The sequence below is a fragment of the Streptomyces sp. SGAir0957 genome, assembly GCF_043523415.1.
The window spans coordinates 7262410-7282459 of sequence record NZ_CP027293.1 but is presented as its reverse complement, the minus strand read 5'-3'; the positions used below and the strand labels follow the sequence as shown (position 1 = coordinate 7282459).

At 72.9% G+C, this 20050-nt stretch carries 20 protein-coding genes; 11 read left to right on the top strand and 9 right to left on the bottom strand.

The features are described from left to right. Window positions 1-102 precede the first annotated feature (102 nt). Together C1N81_RS37845 and C1N81_RS37840 are read left to right on the top strand one after the other, a co-directional pair. Window positions 103-495 carry a VOC family protein gene (locus tag C1N81_RS37845; protein ID WP_394435906.1) on the top strand — a complete coding sequence of 131 codons (393 nt, stop codon included), beginning with the start codon at window positions 103-105 and terminating at the stop codon, window positions 493-495. Between the two features lie 142 nt (window positions 496-637). Then, window positions 638-2065 (top strand): NAD(P)/FAD-dependent oxidoreductase, encoded by a 1428-nt coding sequence (locus tag C1N81_RS37840; RefSeq protein WP_394435905.1) that lies wholly within the window; start codon window positions 638-640, stop codon window positions 2063-2065. Window positions 2066-2100: 35 nt separating this feature from the next. Here C1N81_RS37840 and C1N81_RS37835 read toward each other — a convergent pair whose 3' ends face one another. Together C1N81_RS37835 and C1N81_RS37830 are read right to left on the bottom strand one after the other, a co-directional pair. After that, the gene (locus C1N81_RS37835; RefSeq protein ID WP_394435904.1) at window positions 2101-2637 is read right to left on the bottom strand and encodes a MarR family winged helix-turn-helix transcriptional regulator; all 537 of its coding nucleotides are present in this window, start codon (window positions 2635-2637) and stop codon (window positions 2101-2103) included. 29 nt (window positions 2638-2666) lie between these two features. Continuing rightward, window positions 2667-4391, bottom strand: a complete 1725-nt coding sequence (locus tag C1N81_RS37830; RefSeq protein ID WP_394435903.1) for an FUSC family protein — start codon at window positions 4389-4391, stop codon at window positions 2667-2669. 120 nt (window positions 4392-4511) lie between these two features. Here C1N81_RS37830 and C1N81_RS37825 point away from each other — a divergent pair, with 120 nt between their 5' ends. From C1N81_RS37825 to C1N81_RS37805, 5 genes are all read left to right on the top strand, one after another. Continuing rightward, window positions 4512-5057 carry a DUF5134 domain-containing protein gene (locus tag C1N81_RS37825; RefSeq protein WP_394435902.1) on the top strand — a complete coding sequence of 182 codons (546 nt, stop codon included), beginning with the start codon at window positions 4512-4514 and terminating at the stop codon, window positions 5055-5057. Window positions 5058-5139: 82 nt separating this feature from the next. Then, entirely contained in the window at window positions 5140-6075 is a 936-nt protein-coding gene (locus C1N81_RS37820) for a M56 family metallopeptidase (protein WP_394435901.1), read from the top strand. Window positions 6076-6109: 34 nt separating this feature from the next. Beyond that, window positions 6110-6841: a phosphatase PAP2 family protein gene (locus tag C1N81_RS37815; protein WP_394435900.1), complete on the top strand. Its 732-nt coding sequence runs from the start codon at window positions 6110-6112 to the stop codon at window positions 6839-6841. Between the two features lie 33 nt (window positions 6842-6874). Further along, window positions 6875-7588, top strand: coding sequence for an HAD family hydrolase (locus C1N81_RS37810; RefSeq protein ID WP_394435899.1), 714 nt, complete (start codon window positions 6875-6877; stop codon window positions 7586-7588). A 193-nt stretch (window positions 7589-7781) separates the two neighbouring features. After that, window positions 7782-8498, top strand: coding sequence for a TetR/AcrR family transcriptional regulator (locus tag C1N81_RS37805; RefSeq protein ID WP_394435898.1), 717 nt, complete (start codon window positions 7782-7784; stop codon window positions 8496-8498). Here the strand turns inward: C1N81_RS37805 and C1N81_RS37800 are convergent. Beyond that, window positions 8486-9991 (bottom strand): LVIVD repeat-containing protein, encoded by a 1506-nt coding sequence (locus C1N81_RS37800; protein WP_394435897.1) that lies wholly within the window; start codon window positions 9989-9991, stop codon window positions 8486-8488. The genes C1N81_RS37805 and C1N81_RS37800 overlap by 13 nt on opposite strands. 93 nt (window positions 9992-10084) lie before the next feature. Between C1N81_RS37800 and C1N81_RS37795 the strand changes: the two genes are divergently transcribed. After that, window positions 10085-10762, top strand: coding sequence for a DUF305 domain-containing protein (locus C1N81_RS37795; RefSeq protein ID WP_394435896.1), 678 nt, complete (start codon window positions 10085-10087; stop codon window positions 10760-10762). Window positions 10763-10863: 101 nt separating this feature from the next. After that, complete coding sequence (locus tag C1N81_RS37790) at window positions 10864-12207, top strand: ferredoxin--NADP reductase domain-containing protein (RefSeq protein ID WP_394435895.1); 1344 nt, start codon at window positions 10864-10866, stop codon at window positions 12205-12207. Between the two features lie 38 nt (window positions 12208-12245). On the opposite strand, the gene C1N81_RS37785 is transcribed toward C1N81_RS37790, so the two are convergent. Continuing rightward, window positions 12246-12644: an ArsR/SmtB family transcription factor gene (locus tag C1N81_RS37785; protein ID WP_394435894.1), complete on the bottom strand. Its 399-nt coding sequence runs from the start codon at window positions 12642-12644 to the stop codon at window positions 12246-12248. Window positions 12645-12744: 100 nt separating this feature from the next. Here C1N81_RS37785 and C1N81_RS37780 point away from each other — a divergent pair, with 100 nt between their 5' ends. Further along, entirely contained in the window at window positions 12745-13827 is a 1083-nt protein-coding gene (locus C1N81_RS37780; protein WP_394435893.1) for an NADH:flavin oxidoreductase/NADH oxidase, read from the top strand. A 31-nt stretch (window positions 13828-13858) separates the two neighbouring features. Here the strand turns inward: C1N81_RS37780 and C1N81_RS37775 are convergent, their stop codons facing one another. The 3 genes from C1N81_RS37775 to C1N81_RS37765 are packed head-to-tail and all read right to left on the bottom strand — an operon-like array spanning window position 13859 to window position 16187. After that, complete coding sequence (locus C1N81_RS37775) at window positions 13859-14101, bottom strand: non-oxidative hydroxyarylic acid decarboxylases subunit D (RefSeq protein WP_394435892.1); 243 nt, start codon at window positions 14099-14101, stop codon at window positions 13859-13861. 38 nt (window positions 14102-14139) lie between these two features. Further along, entirely contained in the window at window positions 14140-15567 is a 1428-nt protein-coding gene (gene vdcC, locus C1N81_RS37770) for a non-oxidative vanillic acid decarboxylases subunit C (RefSeq protein WP_394435891.1), read from the bottom strand. 29 nt (window positions 15568-15596) lie between these two features. Further along, window positions 15597-16187, bottom strand: a complete 591-nt coding sequence (locus tag C1N81_RS37765; RefSeq protein ID WP_394435890.1) for a non-oxidative hydroxyarylic acid decarboxylases subunit B — start codon at window positions 16185-16187, stop codon at window positions 15597-15599. An 83-nt stretch (window positions 16188-16270) separates the two neighbouring features. On the opposite strand from C1N81_RS37765, the gene C1N81_RS37760 reads away from it, so the two are divergent. After that, a complete protein-coding gene (locus C1N81_RS37760; RefSeq protein ID WP_394435889.1) occupies window positions 16271-17182 on the top strand; it encodes a helix-turn-helix domain-containing protein in 912 nt (303 codons plus the stop codon). On the opposite strand, the gene C1N81_RS37755 is transcribed toward C1N81_RS37760, so the two are convergent. After that, the gene (locus C1N81_RS37755; RefSeq protein ID WP_394435888.1) at window positions 17163-18728 is read right to left on the bottom strand and encodes a M81 family metallopeptidase; all 1566 of its coding nucleotides are present in this window, start codon (window positions 18726-18728) and stop codon (window positions 17163-17165) included. The two genes, C1N81_RS37760 and C1N81_RS37755, sit on opposite strands and share 20 nt — an antisense overlap. After that, complete coding sequence (locus C1N81_RS37750; protein ID WP_394435887.1) at window positions 18725-19939, bottom strand: ROK family transcriptional regulator; 1215 nt, start codon at window positions 19937-19939, stop codon at window positions 18725-18727. Before C1N81_RS37750 ends, C1N81_RS37755 begins: the two co-directional genes overlap by 4 nt. Window positions 19940-20050 lie beyond the last annotated feature (111 nt).

The window sequence follows — 20050 nt, the reverse complement described above, 5'->3', positions numbered from 1 at the left end:
TGCTGCGGGGTACGGGATCTGGTGCGGGGTACGGGATCTGCTGCGGTGTACGGGCCTGTCGGCGCCGTCGAGGTTAACCCGGTCGCAGTACTCTCCGTCGTCATGGTGCACGTACTGAGCAGCAGGGTTCTCATCAGGCCGGCCGACCCCGAGCGGTCCCGCGCGTTCTACGGGGAGGCGCTCGGGCTCGCTGTGTACCGCGAGTTCGGCACCGGGCCCGAGCGGGGCACGGTGTACTTCCTCGGCGGCGGTTTCCTGGAGGTCGCGGGGCGCTCGGAGCCGCCCGTGCCACCCGGCCTGCAGTTGTGGCTCCAGGTGGCGGACGTGGACGCGGCGCACGAGGAGCTGGTGGCGCGGGAGGTGCCGGTGCTGCGGGAGCCGCGTACCGAGCCGTGGGGGCTGCGCGAGATGTGGATCTCCGATCCGGACGGCACCCGCATCTGTGTGGTGGAGGTCCCCGAGGATCACCCGATCCGGTCCAGGCCGTCCCTCTGACGTGCCCGCTGACGTGCGGTGACGCGGGGCGCGTCGGACGATGGCGAGGAGTCAGGGGATTCGGCGGCGTCGATCCGGATACATGACCGGGGCAACGCTCCTCGCCTGTCCGTCCACCGTCCAGCCCAGGAGAGATCCGATCATGACCGCTCCCCGTACCTCGACCGTGCCCCGGATTCTGATCATCGGCGGTGGGTTCGCCGGGATGGAGTGCGCCCACAAGCTGGAGAAGGAGCTGAAGCCCGGGGAGGCGGTGCTGAAGCTCATCAGCCCCATGGACCATCAGCTGTATCTGCCGCTGCTGCCCCATGTGGCGTCCGGTGTGCTGACTCCGCAGTCGGTCGCCGTGCCGCTGCGCCGGATGCTGCGGCGCACCTCGATCATCCCGGGCGGCGCCATCGGCGTGGACCCGAAGGCGAAGGCCGTCATCGTCCGGAAGATCAACGGTGAGTGCACCATCGAGCGCTACGACCACCTGGTGCTCACGCCCGGCAGTGTGACCCGGCAGTTCGACATCCCCGGGATCGACGAGCACGCCGTCGGCGTCAAGACGCTCGCCGAGGCGGCCTGGATCCGCGACCACGTCATCTCGCAGCTCGACCTCGCGGCGGCCAGCACGGACCCGGCCGAGCGGGAGGCGCGGCTGCAGTTCGTGGTGGTGGGCGGCGGTTACGCCGGGACCGAGACGGCGGCCTATCTGCAGCGCCTGACCACGGCGGCGGTGAAGCGCTACCCCGGCCTCGACCCGCACCTGATCAAGTGGCACCTGATCGACGTGGCCCCGAAGCTGATGCCGGAGCTGGGCCCGCGCCTCGGCGACAAGGCGATGGAGATCATGAAGAAGCGGGGCGTCCTGGTCTCGCTCGGGGTGTCGGTGGCCAAGGTCACCGAGGACCGGGTGACGTTCACCGACGGGCGCGAGCTGCCCTGCCACACCCTGATCTGGACGGCGGGCGTCGCGCCGAGCCCGCTGGTCGCCACGCTGGGCGCGGAGACGAACAAGGGCCGCCTCGTGGTCACGCCCGAGCTGACGGTCCCGGGCCTCGACGGGGTCTTCGCGCTCGGCGACGCCGCGGCCGTGCCGGACCTGGTCAAGGGCGGCGACGCGATCTGCCCGCCGACCGCGCAGCACGCGATGCGGCAGGGCTGGGCGGCGGCCCGCAATGTGCTCGCGGCCGTGCGTGGGACGCCGCTGACGCCGTACCGCCACAAGGACCTCGGGCTCGTCGTCGACCTGGGCGGTGTCCAGGCCGTGTCGAAGCCGATGGGCGTGCAGCTCACCGGCCTGCCCGCGCAGATCGTGGCCCGCGGCTACCACCTGGGCGCGCTGCGCACGGTCACGGCCCGTTTCCGCACGGCGGCGAACTGGGGTCTGAACGCGCTCGCGGGCGACGACTTCGTCCGCACCGGCTTCCAGCGCAACCGGCCCGCCACGCTCAAGGACTTCGAGATGACGGACGCGTACCTGACGCCGGAGGAGATCCACCAGATGATGGCGGCGGAGGCGGACGGCCGGTCGATGGCGCCGGAGAAGCCGGAGCTGCCGATCAACCTGGCCGCCAACTCCTGACGGGAACCACGCCCTAGACCAGCCCTGGACCTGCCCTAGACTCGGGGGCCGCCCAGGCGGCCCTCCAGCTGGGACAGCAGTTCGCCGAGGAGGGCGCTGAGGTCGCTGTCGCGGCCGCCGTCGAGACCGGCGAGGACCGTCGCCTCGTAGGCGAGCTGCCGCGGCAGGATCTCGTCGACCAGGGCGCGGCCCTCTTCCGTGAGGCTGAGGTGCGACACCCGCCGGTCGCGGGTGTCGCCGCGCCGGGCGACGAGGCCGCGCTCCTGGAGCTGCTTGAGGCGCTTGGTGACGGCCGCGCCCGAGGAGAACGTCTCCCGTGCCAGATCGCCGGGGGTGAGTTCGCGCCCGGTGCGGCGCAGGGTGCCGAGCAGGTCGAACTCGGGCCGGGTCAGCCCGGCGTGGCGCAGCGGCGCGTCCTCGGCCTGCTGGAGCAGTGCGGCGCACCGGTTGATGCGGCCGATGATCTCCATCGGCGCGGTGTCGACGTCGGGGCGTACGGCCTGCCACTGCCGGACGACCGACGACACGGTGTCGGGCGGCCGCGCTGCCGCCGACTCGGCTCTCGTGCTCATGCTCGCTGCCGGGACCTTCCGCTAGGGCTTCAACGGCGGGCGCCGCTCGGGTCGCCCGCCGTGTCACCAGTGTCGTCGACGATGTCACCAGTGTTGCCGACGACGGGCTCCGCGAGGCCCGGGGCCTGGCGGCGGACCGTCGCCGCGAGCGTACGGTGTCCGCCGCGTTCGGCGGCGACCACCCGCTCCTCGGGCAGCGCCCGCTGCCACCACTCCCCCGCCGCGGTGTCGGTGGCGGTACGCAGTTCGACCAGGGCGGCGACCAGTGCGCGGCGGGCCGTCTCCAGGGCGGCGGGCCCGGGGTCGGCCGAGGCGAGGGTGCCCTCCGCGTTCTCGCGGGCGGTGTCGACGCGCGCGAGGGCCTGCTCGATGTGGTCGCCCGCGCGCCGGTTGGTCACGATGACGGCGGCGACGACCCCGAGCACCGCTCCGACCAGGGTGTCCACGATGCGGTCGGTGATCAGCTCGGCGGGCTCCTGGAACCGGGCGAACTCGGTGACCAGCAGCGCCATCGGTGTCACGCAGAGGCTGCCGAGCCAGTAGTTGCGGGTGATGAGCGCCTCGGCGCCGAAGCTGAACGCCATGCAGCACAGCACCAGGGCGAGCGGCGCGAGGTGCGCGAGGGGGACGACGGCGGCGAAGACGAGGACGCCCGCGAGGTTGCCGACGACGCGCTGGACACCGCGGTTCCAGGTCAGGGTGGTGTTGGCCTGGTAGAGCGAGGCGGCGGTGACCAGGGCCCAGTACGGGCGGCCGATGCCGAGGGCGAGCGAGGCGTACCCGGCGAGCGCGCAGCCGACGAAGGTGCGCAGGGCGACCGGGAGCAGCGGTGATCCCGGGCCGATGCGCCGCCACAGGGACGGGGAGCCGCCCCCGACCAGCTCGGCCTCGACGCCGAGGAGTTCGTCGTCCATTCCGGCGACGCGGGCGGGGCGGGGTACGGCGCCGGTGCCGCGCAGTCCTGCGGCCCAGGCGCGCAGCTGGGCCGCGTCGGTGTCACCGGGCGCGGCGATGGCGACCTCCGCGCGCACGACGAGCCGCTCCAGGGCGCGCCGGGAGGCGCTGCGCGCCCCGGTGGCGAGCAGCGACTGCCAGGCGGCGTGCACGGCGGCGGCCGCGGCGCCGCGCGCGGGGGCGTGCTCGGGGCGCTCGGCGTAGGCGGCCGCCGCGTTGAGGGCGCGTGCGGTGGCCCGCCGCTCGGGGCCGTGCGGGCGGACGAGGACGGGCGCCATGCCGACGACCCAGGCGACGGCGCCCGCGCCGAGGGTCAGTGCGAGGTGGCCCGGCACCTGGCCGATGCTCTGCGGTGCGAACAGGGACGCCGAACTGATGAACGTGAAGATCAGGTGGCCGGGCGGGCCGATCCGGGTGGCGTCGCAGAGCGTCTTCTGCGCGGCGGCGAGCAGCGCGCCGATGGCGACGAGCGCGGCGGCCGAGGAGAGGAACGACGCCGCGACGAGGGCGACGGCGACGCTCAGCCACATCCCGAGCACGACCCCGGCGAGGGCGCGGGCGCGGGCCGCGTAGGGCAGGTTGTGCCCGTACAGGGCGCAGAAGCTGCCGGCCATCGTGTACATCATCAGGTCGAGGCGGCCGAGGGCGAGCAGGGTCAGATTCGGCAGCGCGGCGGAGGCGACGACGCTCGTGGCCGGTTTGAACCAGATGTCCGAGGGCCGGTTCGGACGCAGCACCCCCGCGAGCGGGAGTCGGCGGGCGGTGACGGTCCTCGGGGCTGAGGGGGGTGTGCTGCGCATACCTCAAACCTTAACAGGTGTTTTACTCGTAAAAGATACGCGCGTGCCTCCCTGCGCCGCCTTACGCGCCCGCGTGCACGGGCATCTCCCCCACAGCCACCGAACAGAGGGGGATGCGGGGTGCACGGACCGATGTCGGCCGCCTGGCTGCTCGTCGCGTTGTGCGCGGCGACCGGCGCGTACTGCCTGCTGCGTATGCGCAGCAGGGTCGAGGACCAGCGCCGCACGGCCGGCGGCGAGGCCCTGATGGGGTTCGGGATGGCGCTGATGGCGGTCCCTGCCGCGGTCCTCGCGCCGCCCACCTGGGCGTGGCTGCTGTACGCGGTGGTGTTCGGCGCCGCCGCGCTGCCCGCCCTGTGGTCGGCGCGGCGCGGCGGGCACCATCTGCACCACCTGGTGGGGACGCTGGCGATGGCGTACATGGCGGTGGAGATGGCCGGGCGCCCGGCGGGGCACGCGCACCACGGCGGTTCGGCGGGGACCCCGGCGCTCACCGCACTGCTCCTCGTGTACTTCGCGGTGTACGTCCTGTGGGCGGGCGCACGGCTGGTTCCGGCCGCGTCCGGGGTCCCGGCCGGCGCGGCCTGGGGCGACCGGCCGGAGCTGGCGCGGGCCTGCCGTCTGTCCATGGGGATCGGCATGCTGGCGATGCTCCTGACGATGTGAGCCGCGCCTCGCGCCGTGTCGTGCGTCACTTGCGGCGCTGAGCCATACCCCGGCGCGCGCCCCGCTACATAGGCTGACGGCCATGACGGTCCCCGTAGCGCTGTTGCTGCTCGGCACCCTTCTCGCTGTCGTCGCCCCGCGCATGCTCGCGCGCGCCGACTGGCCCGAGCGGGAGCCGATCGTCGCGCTGTGGGCGTGGCAGTGCGTGGTCGCGGCCGTACTGCTGTGCTGCGCGCTGTCGATGACGCTGAGCGCGGCCGCCGCCTGGCAGGCCGTGCGCGGCCATCTGTTCGCCCCCGCGCCGCACGCGGTCGTGGACGCCTACGCGCTGCGCACCACCGGGCCGTGGGCGGCTACCGTCGCCGTGGCGCTCGCGCTCGGCGGTGCCTGGACGGCCGCGATGCTGGTGCGCGAGGTGCGCCGGGCGCGGGTCCGGCGCAGGCAGCGGCGGAGCGAACTCCTCGTACGCGCGCCCTTGTTGCCCGGTGAGGAGCCCGGATCGGACCGGCTCGTGGTCCTGGAGGCCGAGCGGCCCGACGCGTGGTGGCTGCCGGGTCCGACGCCTCAACTGGTCATCACCACCGCGGCGTTGCGTCGTCTGAAGGGGCATCAGCTGGACGCGGTGCTCGCGCACGAGATCGGGCACGCGCGGTGGCGCCACGACTGGCTGCTGCACTGCTCGGGCGCGCTCGCGGGCGGGTTTCCGCAGGTGCCGGTGTTCGCCGCGTTCCGGGACGAGATGCACCGGCTGGTCGAGCTGGCAGCCGACGACGTGGCCTCGCGCCGGTTCGGGCGGCTCACCATCGCGCTCGCCCTGGTGGAGCTGAACGAGGACCGGGGCGTCTTCGGGCCCTGTCCGACGCCGCACACGCACGTCCCGCAGCGCGTGCACCGGCTGCTCACGCCGCCGTCCCGGCTGTCCCCCGCGCACCGGCTGCGGCTCACCGCCGTGGCGGCGCTCGTCCCGCTGGTCCCGCTCCTTGTGACGTTCGTGCCGGGATTGCGCGCGTTGGGATAGTGTGCGCCGCCGAAGTCGGGTCAGGATCAGGTATATGTACCCGGCGCGACTCGACTCACCTCCCCGGCCGTCCGCCCCGCTGACGGCGGCGCTCGCCCTGGCGTGCGCCCTGCTGCTCGCCCTCGTGGCGGTGCGCTGGTCCCCGCTGATGGGCCTGGACGCGGACATCGTGCGGACGCTGCATCGCGGCGCCGTCGCCGAGCCGGGCCTCACCCGCGCCCACCGCGTCCTGTCCGACTGGGTCTGGGACCCGTGGACGATGCGGGCGGGCTGCGCGGTGCTCGCCGGGCTCGTGGTGTGGCGGCTGCGCGACCGGGTGCTCGGGGCGTGGCTCATCGTGACGTGCGCGCTCGGCTCGCTCGTCCAGCAGGCGCTCAAGGCGGCCGTCGACCGGCCGCGCCCGGTGTGGCCCGACCCGGTCGACTCGGCGCACTTCGCGGCGTTCCCGTCCGGGCACGCGATGACGGCGACGGTCGTGTGCGGGCTCGCCCTGTGGCTGCTCCGCCGGTACGGGGCCGGGCCCGCCCTGTGGGGCGCCGCCCTCGCCGTCGCGGTGGTGTCGGTGCTCGGCGTGGGCCTCACCCGGCTCTGGCTCGGGGTGCACTGGCCCTCGGACGTGCTCGGCGGCTGGCTGCTCGGGGCGCTGACGGTGGCCGCGTCCACGGCCGCGTACGGGAAGTACCGCGGGGCCAGGACCGGAGCCGGGACCGGGACCAGGACCGGAGCCGGGACCGGGACCGGACCTGGTCCGAACAGTCCGTCTTGACCGCGTACTTGCCCGCCGAGCAGGATCGGGCGCATGACGATCAAAGCCGTGCTCTTCGACTTCTCGGGGACGCTCTTCCGGATCGAGTCCGCCGCGGCCTGGCTCCGCGGGGGCCTGGACGAGCTCGGACTGACGCTGCCGGAGCCCGCCTTCACCCGCGCCGCCCAGGGACTGCACGAGGCCGGTGCGCTCCCGGGAGGCAGTACGGCGCACGTCACCGTCCCCGGCCACCTCGCCGAGCTGATGGCGGTCCGTGACGTGGACGCCACCCGCCACCGCGCCGCCTACACGGGCCTGGCCCGCGAGGTCCCGCTCCCCGACGACCGGCTCTACGACGTCCTGTACGACCGCCACATGCGCCCGGCGGCCTGGCACCCCTACCCCGACGCGCACGACGTCCTCGCGGAGTTGCGCGAGCGCGGGATCCCGGTCGGCGTCGTCAGCAACATCGGCTGGGACCCGCGCCCCGTCTTCGTCGAGCACGGGCTCGACGCCTACGTGGACACCTACGTCCTGTCGTACCGCCACGGCGTGACGAAGCCGGACCCGCGCCTCTTCGAGGCGGCCTGCGAGGCGCTCGGTGTCGCGCCGAGCGCCACCCTGATGGTCGGCGACGACCGGCACGCGGACGCCGGCGCGGCGGCCCTCGGCTGCGCGGTGCACTTCGTGGACCATCTGCCGGCGGCGGAGCGGCCGGACGGGCTGCGCCCGGTGCTCGGCCTGGTCGGCGACGAGCGCGTGGGGTGACATGGGGCACCGGCCCCCGGGCGGCGCCGACACCGTCCGGAGACCGGCGAGCGGATATGACGCGGCCGTATTCGGACGATCCCCCGCGTCGCCCGAATACGGCCGCTTCCCTGTGCGCACCGCACCCGTCGGGCCGGTGGCCGGGACGCGCTGAGTATAGTTGGCTCGGAGCCAGTCAACGCAGGAGTCAAGGATGTCCCCCCGCAGCGCATCGGTCAATGAGGAGTTGCGCCGACGTTCGCGCGAGCGGCTCCTGCAGGCGACGTTGGAGCTCGTCGGGGAGCGCGGATACGACGCGACGACCCTCGGCGCCATCGCGGACCGCGCCGGTTCGGCACGCGGTCTGGTCTCGTACTACTTCCCCGGCAAACGGCAGTTGCTCCAGTCCGCCGTGCACCGTCTGATGCACCGCAGCCTGGAGGAGGCGCTGGAGAGCGAGCCGCGGACGCAGGACGGGGACGAGCGCCTCGCGCGCGCCATCGACGCGATCCTGGGTCTCGCCCGGGACCAACCGGTCCTGATGCGTACGCACATGGCGGGCATCCTGCAGGCCGAGGGGTTCGTGCAGTGCCCCGAGCAGCAGCGGCTCGCGATGCTGCTGCGCGACACCGTGGTGCGCCACGGCGCGCTCGACGTCGACCGGGACTACCCGATGCTGCGCGCCGTCCTGATGGGCGCGGTGTTCGCGATGCTCGTGCCGGGTGTGCCGATGCCGCTGAGGGCGCTGCGCGCCGAGCTGTTCGCCCGCTACGACCTGGCGTGGGAGCGGGGGTTCCCGCCGGGCGACGGGGATGACGCGTCGCCCGGCGGGAACCCGGTCCATGGCGGGGCCGCCGATTTCTCCCGCTACTTCGAGCGGCTCAGCCCTGCCGGGAGCACCGGAGGCCCTTCGGGGTCTCAGTCGAAGTAGTCCGGCTGCGTCTGGACGTTGAGCTCGTCCACGCGCACCCGCTTGGCCGGATCCGTTCGCTTGTCACTGAGCTTCAGGACGTCGAAGCCCTTCTGGATGTCGTTGGAGTAGATGTATCCGTTGTAGTAGTACGCCGACCACGAGCCGCCGAGGGACAGCGTGTCGGTGCTGACCGGGCCGCGCTCGAAGTAGCCGATCTCCTTCGGCCTGTCCGAGTCGGTGAAGTCCCAGACGGAGACGCCGCCCTGGTACCACGCCTGGACCATGATGTCCTTGCCCTTGACCGGGATCAGCGAGCCGTTGTGCGCGACGCAGTTCTCGGTGTCGGCCTGGTGGCGCGGGATCTTGAAGTAGCCGCGGAAGACGAGCTTGCGCTTGTCGCCCTTGCCGACGATGTCGTAGATGCCGTCCGCGCCGCGGTTCGGGCCGATCGCGGCGTTGCAGGTGGCCGCGCCGCCGCCGCCCAGCTCGTCGGTGAAGACGACCTTGTTCGCCTTCTGGTTGAAGGTCGCCGAGTGCCAGAACGCGAAGTTCACGTTGTCCTGGACCTGGTCGATGACCTTCGGGCGCTCGGGGTCCTTGATGGAGAACAGGATGCCGTCACCCATGCAGGCGCCGGCGGCCAGGTCCTCGGAGGGAAGGACGGTGATGTCGTGGCAGCCGGTGGTCTTGGAGACGCCGGGGTTGGTGGGACCGCCGGGGTTGCCGCCGCCGTCCGGGCCCTCACCGGGGAACAGGACGGGGAAGTTGACGAGGGCCGCCTTCTGCGGGGCCTTGCGCGGCACCTTGATGACGGAGATGCCGTCGTGCGGCGGCTGGCAGTCGGGGAACGACGCGCTCGGCGAGTAGGAGGAGACGTAGAGGTAGACGTCCTTCTTCTTCGGCACCAGGGTGTGCGTGTGAGAGCCGCACGCGGTCTCGACGGCGGCGACGTACTTCGGGTTCCGCTTGTCGCTGATGTCGAAGACCTTCATCCCCTCCCACGACGACTTCTCGGTCGCGGGCTGGGTGGTGGAGGCGCAGGAGTTGTCGCTGCGGGAGCTGTCCGTGGACAGGAACAGCAGGTTCCCGGAGACGGAGATGTCGTTCTGCGCACCCGGGCACAGGACCTGCGAGACGGTCCTGGGCGCCTTCGGGTTGCTGATGTCGAAGATGCGGAAGCCGTCGTAGTTCCCGGCGAAGGCGTACTTGCCCTGGAAGGCGAGGTCGCTGTTGGTGCCCGGGAGCACGTCCTTGGGGATGTTGGTGAGGTGCTCGATGTTCCCGGAGTGGACGATCTCGTCCTTGCCGGGTATCTCTCCGGCGGCGATCGCCGCGCGCGCCTCGTTCTCGGCGCTCTGCGAGACGCCCTTCGGCGCGGCGGTGCGGTCGCCCGGGTCGGGGGTGGCCGACACCGGGCCCGCGGCCAGCAGAGCCGTGAGGAGTCCGGCGGCTGCGGTGGCAACTCCGAGGCGTCTGCGACGCGTTCGGGTGGAGTCCTGCAACAGGGTCACTGTTGTCTCCCTGACTGACGGTGCTGACGACGACTGACGCGAGCGTCAGCGATACGTGAACGGTTCACGGATCCCCCGAGTATCGTCTTCCTCATGCACAGATCAACAGATGGCAACAAGCTCGTCATGAAAGTTGCCGCTCCCGCGCTGCTCGCGGCGCTCGCGCTGGGGTTGACCGCGTGCGACTCGGGGGGCTCCGGCGACGCGGATCGCGCCAAGTCCCCCACGGACACCGGGCCTTCGGTCATCGCGCCGGGCAAGCCGGGCGAGGCCGCGGAGACGCTGTCCGCGCGGGACGCGGAGGAGCGCCGCGGGGACGACGGGCCCAACTCGGCCGACGTCCGCTACGCGCAGCTGATGATCCACCATCACCGGCAGGCCCTGGAGATGACGGAGCTCGCACCCGGCCAGGCGCGGTCGGAGGCCCTCAAGCGCCTGGCCGAGCGGATCTCCGCCGCGCAGGGGCCGGAGGTCGAGACGATGCGCGGGTGGCTGAAACAGCACGGCCGTGAGGAGACCCCGCCGGGGCACGCGGGGCACGACGTCATGCCGGGGATGGCGAGCGAGGCACAGCTGAAGACGTTGCGGGCCGCGCACGGCAAGGCGTTCGACGCGCTCTTCCTGAAGTTGATGATCACGCACCACCAGGGGGCGGTCACCATGGCCACCGAGGTGAAGAGCGAGGGCAACGACGTGCAGATCGAGGAGATGGCGGACGACGTGATCGCCCAGCAGACGACGGAGATCAGCCGGATGCGCGACATGTCCTGAACCCGTACCGCTCCCGCGGGGCGGGCGGCGCCGCAGCCTCCCCAGACGCCTCCGCCGGTGCCATGCTGTGAAGAAGCAGCGCACCTGCGGAAGGAGCGCCCGTGCCGTACATCGCCGTGGTCGGTTCCGGGCCGAGCGGGGTCTACACCGCCCAGAGTCTCGTGCAGCAGGCCCGCGTCCCCGACGTCCGGGTCGACGTGCTCGACCGGCTGCCGTGCCCGTACGGCCTGGTCAGGTACGGTGTCGCGCCCGACCACGAGAAGATCAAGTCGCTGCAGGGCACGCTCCGGACGGTGCTCCAGGACGAGCGCGTCCGCTTCCTCGGCGGCGTCGAGGTGGGCCCCGCGCTGCCGCCCGTGAAGCTCCTGCGGCTGTACGACGCGGTCGTGTACTGCGTCGGCGCGGCGGCCGACCGGCGGCTCGGAGTACCCGGCGAGGACCTGCCGGGCAGCTGCTCGGCGACGGACTTCGTGGCCTGGTACAGCGCGCATCCGGACGCCCGCGACGCCGGTTTCGTCCGGGGCGTGCGCACGGCCGTCGCGATCGGCGTCGGGAACGTCGCGGTGGACGTGGTCCGCATCCTCGCCCGGGGCGCCGCCGAGCTGAGGCCCACGGACATGCCGGAGGCGGCGCTCGGGGCGCTGGCCGCGAGCGGGGTGCGGGACGTGTACATGGTGGGCCGGCGCGGCCCGTCGCAGGCCCGTTTCACCACGAAGGAGCTGCGGGAGCTGGGCGGGCTCGCCGACGCCGAAGTCGTCGTGGACGAGGCCGAGTTGGCGCTCGATCCGGGTTACCTCGACCCGGGCGAGCTGCCCTCCGCCGTCCGCCGCAACGTCGAGGTGCTGCGCGGCTGGGCCGGGTCGCCGCGCCGGGGCGCCGCCCGCCGGATCCATCTGCGGTTCTTCCTGCGGCCCGCCGAGATCGTCGGGGGCGGCGGCCGGGTCGCCTCGGTCCGCTTCGAACGGACCCGCCCGGACGGGCTCGGCGGCGTGGCCGGCACCGGCCGGTACGAGGAGATCGGGGCCGAGCTGGTGCTGCGCTCCGTCGGCTACCGCGGGGTGCCGCTCGAAGGGCTGCCGTTCGACGCGGCGCGCGGGACGGTGCCGCAGGAGGCGGGCCGGGTCCTGCGCGGCGGGCGCGTCTCGCCCGGCGAGTACGTCGCGGGGTGGATCAAGCGCGGCCCGACCGGCGTCATCGGCACGAACCGGCCCTGCGCGAAGGAGACGGTGGCCTCGCTGACGGCCGACCTCGCCGCGCTCACCGGCCCGGAGCGGGTGACGGGGGACCCGCTGGCCGGGCTGATCACCGCCGGGGCGGAGCCCGTGGAGTGGACCGGCTGGCAGTCCATCGAGCGCGCGGAGGCGGCGCTCGGGCGCTCCCTGGGACGCAACTCCGTCAAGATCGCCGACTGGGCGGGGCTGCTGAGCGCGGCGCGGGACGCCTAGGGCGCGGGACGCCTGGATCGCCACACGCCCCAGGACTCTCAGAGCCGGTCCGAGGGCTCCTCCCCCAACCGCTCCGCCTGCTGGTGCGCCGCGGCCAGGACGCTGTCGAGCAGGCCGGGGAAGAGCGCGTCCAGGTCGGCGCGGCGCAGGCCGTTCAGTTTGGCCGTGCCGCGGTAGACCTGTTCGATCACGCCGCTCTCGCGCAGCACGCGGAAGTGGTGCGTCGACGTGGACTTGGTGACGGGCAGGTCGAAGTGGGAACAGGACAGGCCCGGGGAGTCCTCCCCCTGCGCGGAGGCCATCTCGCGCACGACCGAGAGGCGCATCGGGTCGGAGAGCGCGTGCAGCACGGCTTCGAGCCGGATCTCGCTCCGGTCGGGGTGCGCGAGGGCCCGGCTGCCGGTGGAGGGCGCTGCGTGCGGCGCGGCGGTCGTCATGGCGCCCATTGTACGAGTTCCCTCGTAGTTTGACAGCTACCGTACTACGGTGCCTATCGTACTAGGGAAGAGTTCCCGATCCGTCCGAATGGAGTCCGCCGTGAGCGCGCTGTTCGAGCCGTACACCCTGCGATCGCTGACCGTCCCGAACCGCGTGTGGATGCCGCCGATGTGCCAGTACAGCGCCGCCCCCGAGGGCCCGCTGACCGGCGCCCCGAACGACTGGCACTTCCAGCACTACGGCGCCCGCGCGGCCGGCGGCACCGGCCTGATCATCGTCGAGTCGACCGGTATCAGCCCCGAGGGCCGGATCTCCCCCTACGACCTGGGCATCTGGAACGACGAGCAGGTGGACGCGTTCCGCCGGATCACCTCGTTCCTGAAGTCGCAGAACACCGTGCCCGGGATCCAGCTCAACCACGCGGGGCGCAAGGCCTCCACCGACCGGCCCTGGAAGGGCGGCGCGCCCGTCGGTCCCGAGGAGCACGGCTGGCAGACCGTGGCGCCGAGCCCGGTGCCGTTCGACGACAAGCACCCGGTGCCGGCCGAGCTGACCGCTGAGGGCATCGCCGAGATCGTCGCGCAGTTCGCGGACGCGGCGCGCCGGGCGCTGGACGCCGGGTTCGAGGTCGCCGAGATCCACGGCGCCCACGGCTACCTCATCGGCCAGTTCCTCTCCCCGCACAGCAACAAGCGCACCGACGCGTACGGCGGCTCGCACGAGAACCGCGTCCGCTTCGCGCTCGAGGTCACCGACGCGGTGCGCGCCGTGTGGCCCGACGGGCTGCCCCTCTTCTTCCGTATCTCCGCGACCGACTGGCTGGAGGGCGAGGAGGGCTGGACCGCCGACGAGACCGTGCGCCTCAGCGCCGAGCTGAAGGCCCGCGGCGTGGACCTCGTCGACGTGTCGACGGGCGGCAACGCCGCGGGCGTCCGTATCCCCGTCGGGCCCGGCTATCAGGTCCCGTTCGCGGCGCGCGTCCGCAACGAGGCCGGGGTGCCCGCCGCCGCCGTCGGCCTGATCGACAACGCCGAGCAGGCCGAGAAGATCCTCGCCAACGGTGAGGCCGACGCCGTGCTCATCGGCCGCGAGCTGCTGCGCGACCCGTCCTTCGCGCGCCACGCGGCGCGCGAGCTGGGCGCCGACGTGCACGTGCCGGACCAGTACCACCGGTCGGTCTGAGCCGTGGAGCCGGCCGGTGCGGGCCGTCGCCTCAGGCGGCCCGCAACGGCGGTATCGCCGGGACCTCGATCGCGTTGTCGAGGTCGGCGGCGGTCAGCTTGAACAGGTCCGGGTAGGCGTCGCGCCGGGTGCGCCGGGCGGGCTCGGTGGTGCGCCAGGTGTAGAGACAGCGCTCGCACTGGAGCACGTCCCAGACACCGGGGACGGGCGAGGAGGCGAGCAGGCTGACCGCCTCGAAGGCGCAGCGGGGGCACTCAAGGTGCTGATTCTGCATGGGAGTTGACCTCTCTTGAGCTGGAGTCCGGACGGATTTCAGTGGCGGGCCGCGATCATGCGCTGCAGCCGGGCCGCCCACTCGGCGGTCTCGGGCAGGTCCTTGGCCGGGGTGGAGAAGTTGCCGCGGATGTCGGGGGCGACCGGCGTCGTCGCGTCGATGATCATCTTGCTGGTGATCCCCGCGGGCTGGGCGGCGGGCGCGAGTTCGAGGACCGAGAGGTTCGGGATGACCACGACGTCGTCCTTGGGGTTGACCTTCGCGGACATCGCCCACATGACCTGCGGCAGATTGAACGGGTCCACGTCCTCGTCGACGACGATGACCTGGGCGACGTAGCCGAGCCCGTGCGGTGTCGTCATCGCCCTCATGCCGACCGCCTTGGCGAACCCCCCGTACCGCTTGGCCGTCGAGATCACGACCATCAGGCCGTGCGTGTACATGGCGTTGACCGCCTGGACCTCGGGGAACTCCGCGCGCAGCTGCTTGAGCAGCGGGACGCAGGTGTTGGGGCCGACCAGATAGTCGACCTCGGTCCACGGCATACCGAGGTAGAGCGACTCGAAGACCGGGTTCGTGCGGTACGAGACGCGCTCGACGCGGATGACGGGCATCCGGCGCCCGCCCGAGTAGTGCCCGGTGAACTCGCCGAACGGGCCCTCGATCTGCCGCGTACGTGACTCGATGTACCCCTCGACGACGACCTCGCTGCCCCACGGCACGTCGAAGCCGGTGAGCGGCGCGGTGGCGATCGGGGCGGGCGCCCCGCGCAGCGCGCCGGCCATCTCGTACTCGCTCTGGTCGTACGCCATCGGCATCCCGGCGACGATCGCCATGACGGGGTCGTTGCCGAGGGTGATCGCGATGGGCAGGTCCTCGCCGACCTCCTCGGCCTTGCGCAGGTGCTGCGCCACGTCGTGCATGGGGACGGGCTGGAAGGCGAGGCGGTCCTTGCCGATGACCTGGATGCGGTAGGTGCCGACGTTCTGCTTGCCGAAGTCGTCCGGGGCCTCGGGGTCGCGGGAGACGACGGCGGCCTTGTCGAGGTAGAAGCCGCCGTCGCCGTCGTTGAGGCGGAAGAGCGGGAGGACGGAGAAGAGGTCGACGTCCGCGCCCTCCTGGGTGTTCTCGCGCCAGGGCGCGTCCTCGCGGCGCTCGGGCGCGACGGGGAAGGCGTCCCAGCGCCGGGCGAACTCCTCGACCTGCTCCTTGACCGGGGTGTTGCGGGGCAGGCCGAGGGCGAGCGCGTGGTTGGCCCAGGAGCCGTGCACGTTGAGGGCGATGCGGGCGTCGGTGAAGCCCTTGACGTGGTCGAAGTACAGGGCGGGGGCGTTCTCGCCGATGCGGCCCGTCGCGTTGGCGGCGGCCGCGAGATCGGGCTCGGGCAGCACCTCGTCGGTGATGCGCAGGAGTTGACCTTCCTTCTCCAGGGTGGCGAGGAAGCTGCGCAGGTCGTCGTATGCCATGGGGCGAATTCCCTTGTGCGGTGGGGGGTTCAGGCGGCGTCGCGGTCCGTGCGGGCGGCGCGCATGCCCGCCCAGCGGCGGGCGGCGGGCGCGGGCAGCTCGAACTGGTCGAGGATGCGGGCCGTGACGTGGTCGACGATGTCGTCGACGCTCTTCGGGTGGTTGTAGAAGGCGGGCATGGGCGGCACCAACTGCACGCCCATACGGGCGAGTTCCAGCATGTTCTGGAGGTGGATCTCGTTCAGCGGCGTCTCGCGCGGGACGAGGACGAGCTTGCGGCGCTCCTTGAGGACCACGTCGGCGGCGCGCGCCACGAGCCCTTCGGCGTAGCCGGTCCTGATGCCCGCGAGGGTCTTCATGGAGCACGGCACGATGACCATGCCGTCGGTGCGGAACGAGCCGGAGGAGATCGTGGCGCCCTGGTCGTCGGGGTGGTGTGTGACGTCCGCGAGCGCCGAGACCTCGGCCACGGACCGGCCGGTCTCCAGCTCGATCGTCGTGCGCGCCCAGCGGGAGAGGACGAGGTGGGTCTCCACGTCCGGCAGCTCGCGCAGATTCTCCAGGAGCCGGACACCGAACGGTGCGCCCGTCGCTCCCGTCATGCCGACGACCAATCGCACAGATCTCTCCTCACACGTCGCTGACCTGTGCTTTCACGCTAGGCGGCAGGGTGATGCGGGGAGCGGTACGCTCGGGACTCGCCATGGGGAAAAACGGACAGAAAGCAGCCGCTACGGGTGGCGCGGGCGTCAGGGACCTCGCGTACACGCCGACCGTCGGCGCGCCCGCCGGGGTCGAGGTGATGGAACTCGCGGACCTGTACGAGCGGGCGCGGCGGCACGGCAACGACCCGTACGTCCCCTCGCGCCCCGCCTTCCACCAGCTGATCGGCGCCCGCGGGCGGCCGGTGCGGATGTGGGTCGACTTCGTCGAGCGGGAGCTGCGGCCCGGGGCGTGGCTGTGGATCCGGCCGGGTCAGGTGCAGCGGTTCGGCTCGGACCTGGCGGCGGCGGACGGGGTGATCGTCCTGTTCCAGGCGGGCTTCCTGCCGCCCGCGACGGTCTCGGCCGCGCACATGGACCCGCCGTACGAGCAGCGCCCGCTGATGCCGGAGGGCGCCGACGCCGAGGCGGTGGCGCGCGCCCTGGACCATCTGCGCCACGAGTACGGGGCGATGGCCGCACTCCCCCTGGACGCGCACACCGAGGTGGTTCGCGCCCTGCTCTCCGTCCTGCTCGTGCGCCTGGCGGCCGTGCGGGAGCCGGCGGCGGACGCGGCGGCGGTGTCCGGCACGTTCCGCCGCTTCCACGCCGCCGTCGAACGCGACCACGCCGTGACCCGGCGGGTGGAGGACTACGCGGCGGCGCTCGGCTACAGCCCGCGCACCCTCAGGAGGGCGGCGCTCGCCGCGACGGGCCGCACGGCGAAGCAGTACGTCGACGACCGGGTCCTCCTGGAGGCGAAGCGGCTGCTGTGGCACAGCGGCCTTCCGGCCCGGGAGGTGGCGGCGCGGCTCGGCTTCGCCGACGCGAGCGACTTCACCAAGTTCTTCCGGCTGCGGGCCGGGGAGACACCAGGGGCGTTCCGCGCGGGGCCTAGAGCAGGACGGGGGTGAGGTCGGGCCCGGTCCCGTCCTCGAAGGCGTTCTCGTCGAAGGGGTACAGCGGGCGCTCCACCCGGTGGTGTCCCAGGCGCAGCAGATCCTGGTCGACGCCGCCGGGGGTGAGCGCGAGCAGCCAGTCGGCGGCCATGTCGTACAGCTCGGGCTCCAGGTAGCCGATCTTGACGACGACGAGGTCGTAACGGCGCGGGTCGATGCCGAGCCCGCCGTCGGCCGGGCCCAGGAAGTCGGCGAGCGTGTGGAACGGCTTGCGGCGCTCGACGAGGATCACGGTGAGGCCGCCGACGCGGACGGCCGCCATGTCGACGCCGCGGTCGTAGGCGCCGCCCGCCGCCGGGTACGCGTGGTCGGCGGCGCACTGCAACGCCTCGACGGTGCCGGTGAGTTCGTACGGGCCGCCGTGGCCCGCGTCGACCTTGCCGCCGACGGAGAGCGTGACCTCGGCGCCGACCCCGGCGGCGAAGCAGGCGGCGACGGCGGCCGGGTCGGTGATGCCCGGGTGGACGGCCGTCACCTCGCCGCTGCGGATCGCGTCGTTCGCCAGGAGCTTGCCCAGCATGTACGCGAGGTCGCCCGCGCCGCCCGCCGTCGGGTTGTCGCCGGAGTCGCTGATGAGGAACGGGCGCTTGTCGGAGGCCACGGCCCTCTCGACGCACTCCTGCGCGCTGCCGGTCGGGCCGACGAAGACGAAGTCCTTGCGGGCGTCCCAGTAGCGCCGCGCCAGCGACTCGGCCTCGCGGGCAGCGAGTTCGGCGTCCTCGCCGGTGACGACGATGGCGGCCTTGCAGCGCGGCTCGTCGGCCCAGGCGTAGCCGACCCACATCGCGGCGTCGAGGATGCCGTCCTTCTTCTCGATGTCGGCGAGCGAGGCGTAGAGCGACTTGGCGGGCTCCAGGCGGGTGCTGGTCTTCTCGCCGGGCAGGAGCACCGGGACCTGGACCCAGGCACGGTGCGGGCGGACGCCCTCGCGCAGACAGCGCACGAGGTTGCGGGCGGCGCGCTCGCGGGTCTCCCAGGCGTCCTCGTGCGGGGCGAGGCGGTGGGCGGTGAGCAGGTCGATCGGTTCGGCGAACCGGCGCGAGACATTGCCGTGCAGGTCCATGGCGGTGGAGATCATGGGGCGGCCGCCGTCGGGGGTGCCGACATGGTCGAGCGCGGCGCGGACGGCCTCGGTCAGGTCGCCCTCGGCGTCGGTGAGGCCGATGACGCTCATCGCGCCGTGGATGTCGTAGACCAGGCCGTCGAGCGGGCCCGCCTCCCGTATCCGCGTGACCAGTTCGTTCTTGAGGATCAGGTACGACTCGGCCTCCACCGGGCCGCCGGGCAGCGAGGTCGCGTGAAGCAGCGGCACCCACTCGACCAGATCGGCGAGGTCGCTGTCGGCCCGCGTCCACGTGTAGCGGTCGAGCAGCGCCTGGCCGCGGGTCTGCCGGAAGTCCTCGGTGGTCGAGCGGTGCGGGCAGAACGTGGAGGACTCGATGCCGATGCCGCCGATGCCGATGCGCAGGCGGCGGGCGGGTGCGGGGGTGGTGCCGGTCATGCGGGGGCGCTCTCTTCCTGGGGTGCGTCCTGGGGTACGGGGGGCTGTGCCGCGGCCGGGGCCGTCGACAGGTTCTGGTGCAGCGCCGTCAGGCCCGCGCCGAGCAGGCCGGCGTCGGGCCCCGCCGTCGTGGTCGTGATCTCCAGGTCGGAGGTGGCGAGCGGCAGGCAGCGCTCGTAGAGGACGCCGCGGACGGCGGCGACCAGCGGCTCGGCGGTGGCGAGGACGCCGCCGATGGCGACGGCCTGCGGGTTGAAGAAGTTCACGACGACCGACAGGACGGTGCCGATGTGGCGGCCCGCCGTGCGCACGAGAGTGGTGGCGAGCGGGTCGCCGTCGGCGACGAGCCGCAGGAGTTCGTTCGTGTCGGCCACCTCGACGCCCTGGGCGGCGAGTTCGCGGATCAGGGCGGCTCCGCTGGCGACGGTCTCCAGGCAGCCGATGTTGCCGCAGCTGCACGGCCGCTCCCCCGCCGCCTCCACGCGTACGTGGCTGATGTCCCCGGCGCTGCCGGTCGCGCCGTCGTGCGGGCGGCCCGCGACGACGATGCCGCTGCCGATGCCCCGGCCCGCCTTGACGACGACCATGTGGTCCAGGTCCGGCCGGGTCGTGCGGTGCTCCCCGACGGCCATCATCGTGGCGTCGTTGGCGACGGTGACGGGCATGCCGAGCCGCTCCGCGAGGACCTTGCGCAGCGGGAAACGGTGCCAGCCCGGCATCCGCGAAGGGCTCAGGACCCGTCCGTCGGCGGGGTCGACGGGCCCGGGGAAGGCCACGCCGAGCGCCCGTACCGTCCGACCCGCCTCGCGCTGGGCCGCGGCGATCCGGGCCACCTGCGCGCACAGCCAGTCGACGGCGGAGTCCGGGCCCGCCGTGATGTCGTGCGGCAGGTCGACGGCGTCGTGGACGGTGCCGCCGAGGTCGACCGCGCCGAGCCGGGCGTGATGGCTGCCGAGGTCGGCGGCGAGGGCGACGCCGCCCTGCGTCTTGACGCGGAGCAGCCGGGGCCGGCGCCCGCCGCGCGAGGCGCCCTCGCCGGACTCGGTGAGGACCCCGGCCGAGACCAGCTCCTGCACGCGCAGCGACACCGTGGACGGGGCGAGGCCCAGCTCCCGTACGAGATCGGCCCGAGAGGAGGCGGCGCCGGAGGAGACGAGCCCGAGTATGTGCTGCGCCGAACCCGGCTCGCCGCCGTGCGCTGTGTCGGCCATGCCGCCCCCGTAGCTCTGGTGCTTCGTTGAGTAGTTCGACGTGTAGTTCGACTTGTTAGTTCGACCTGTTAGTTCGATGACGCACCGAACATTAACCAGAGTCGAACCAAG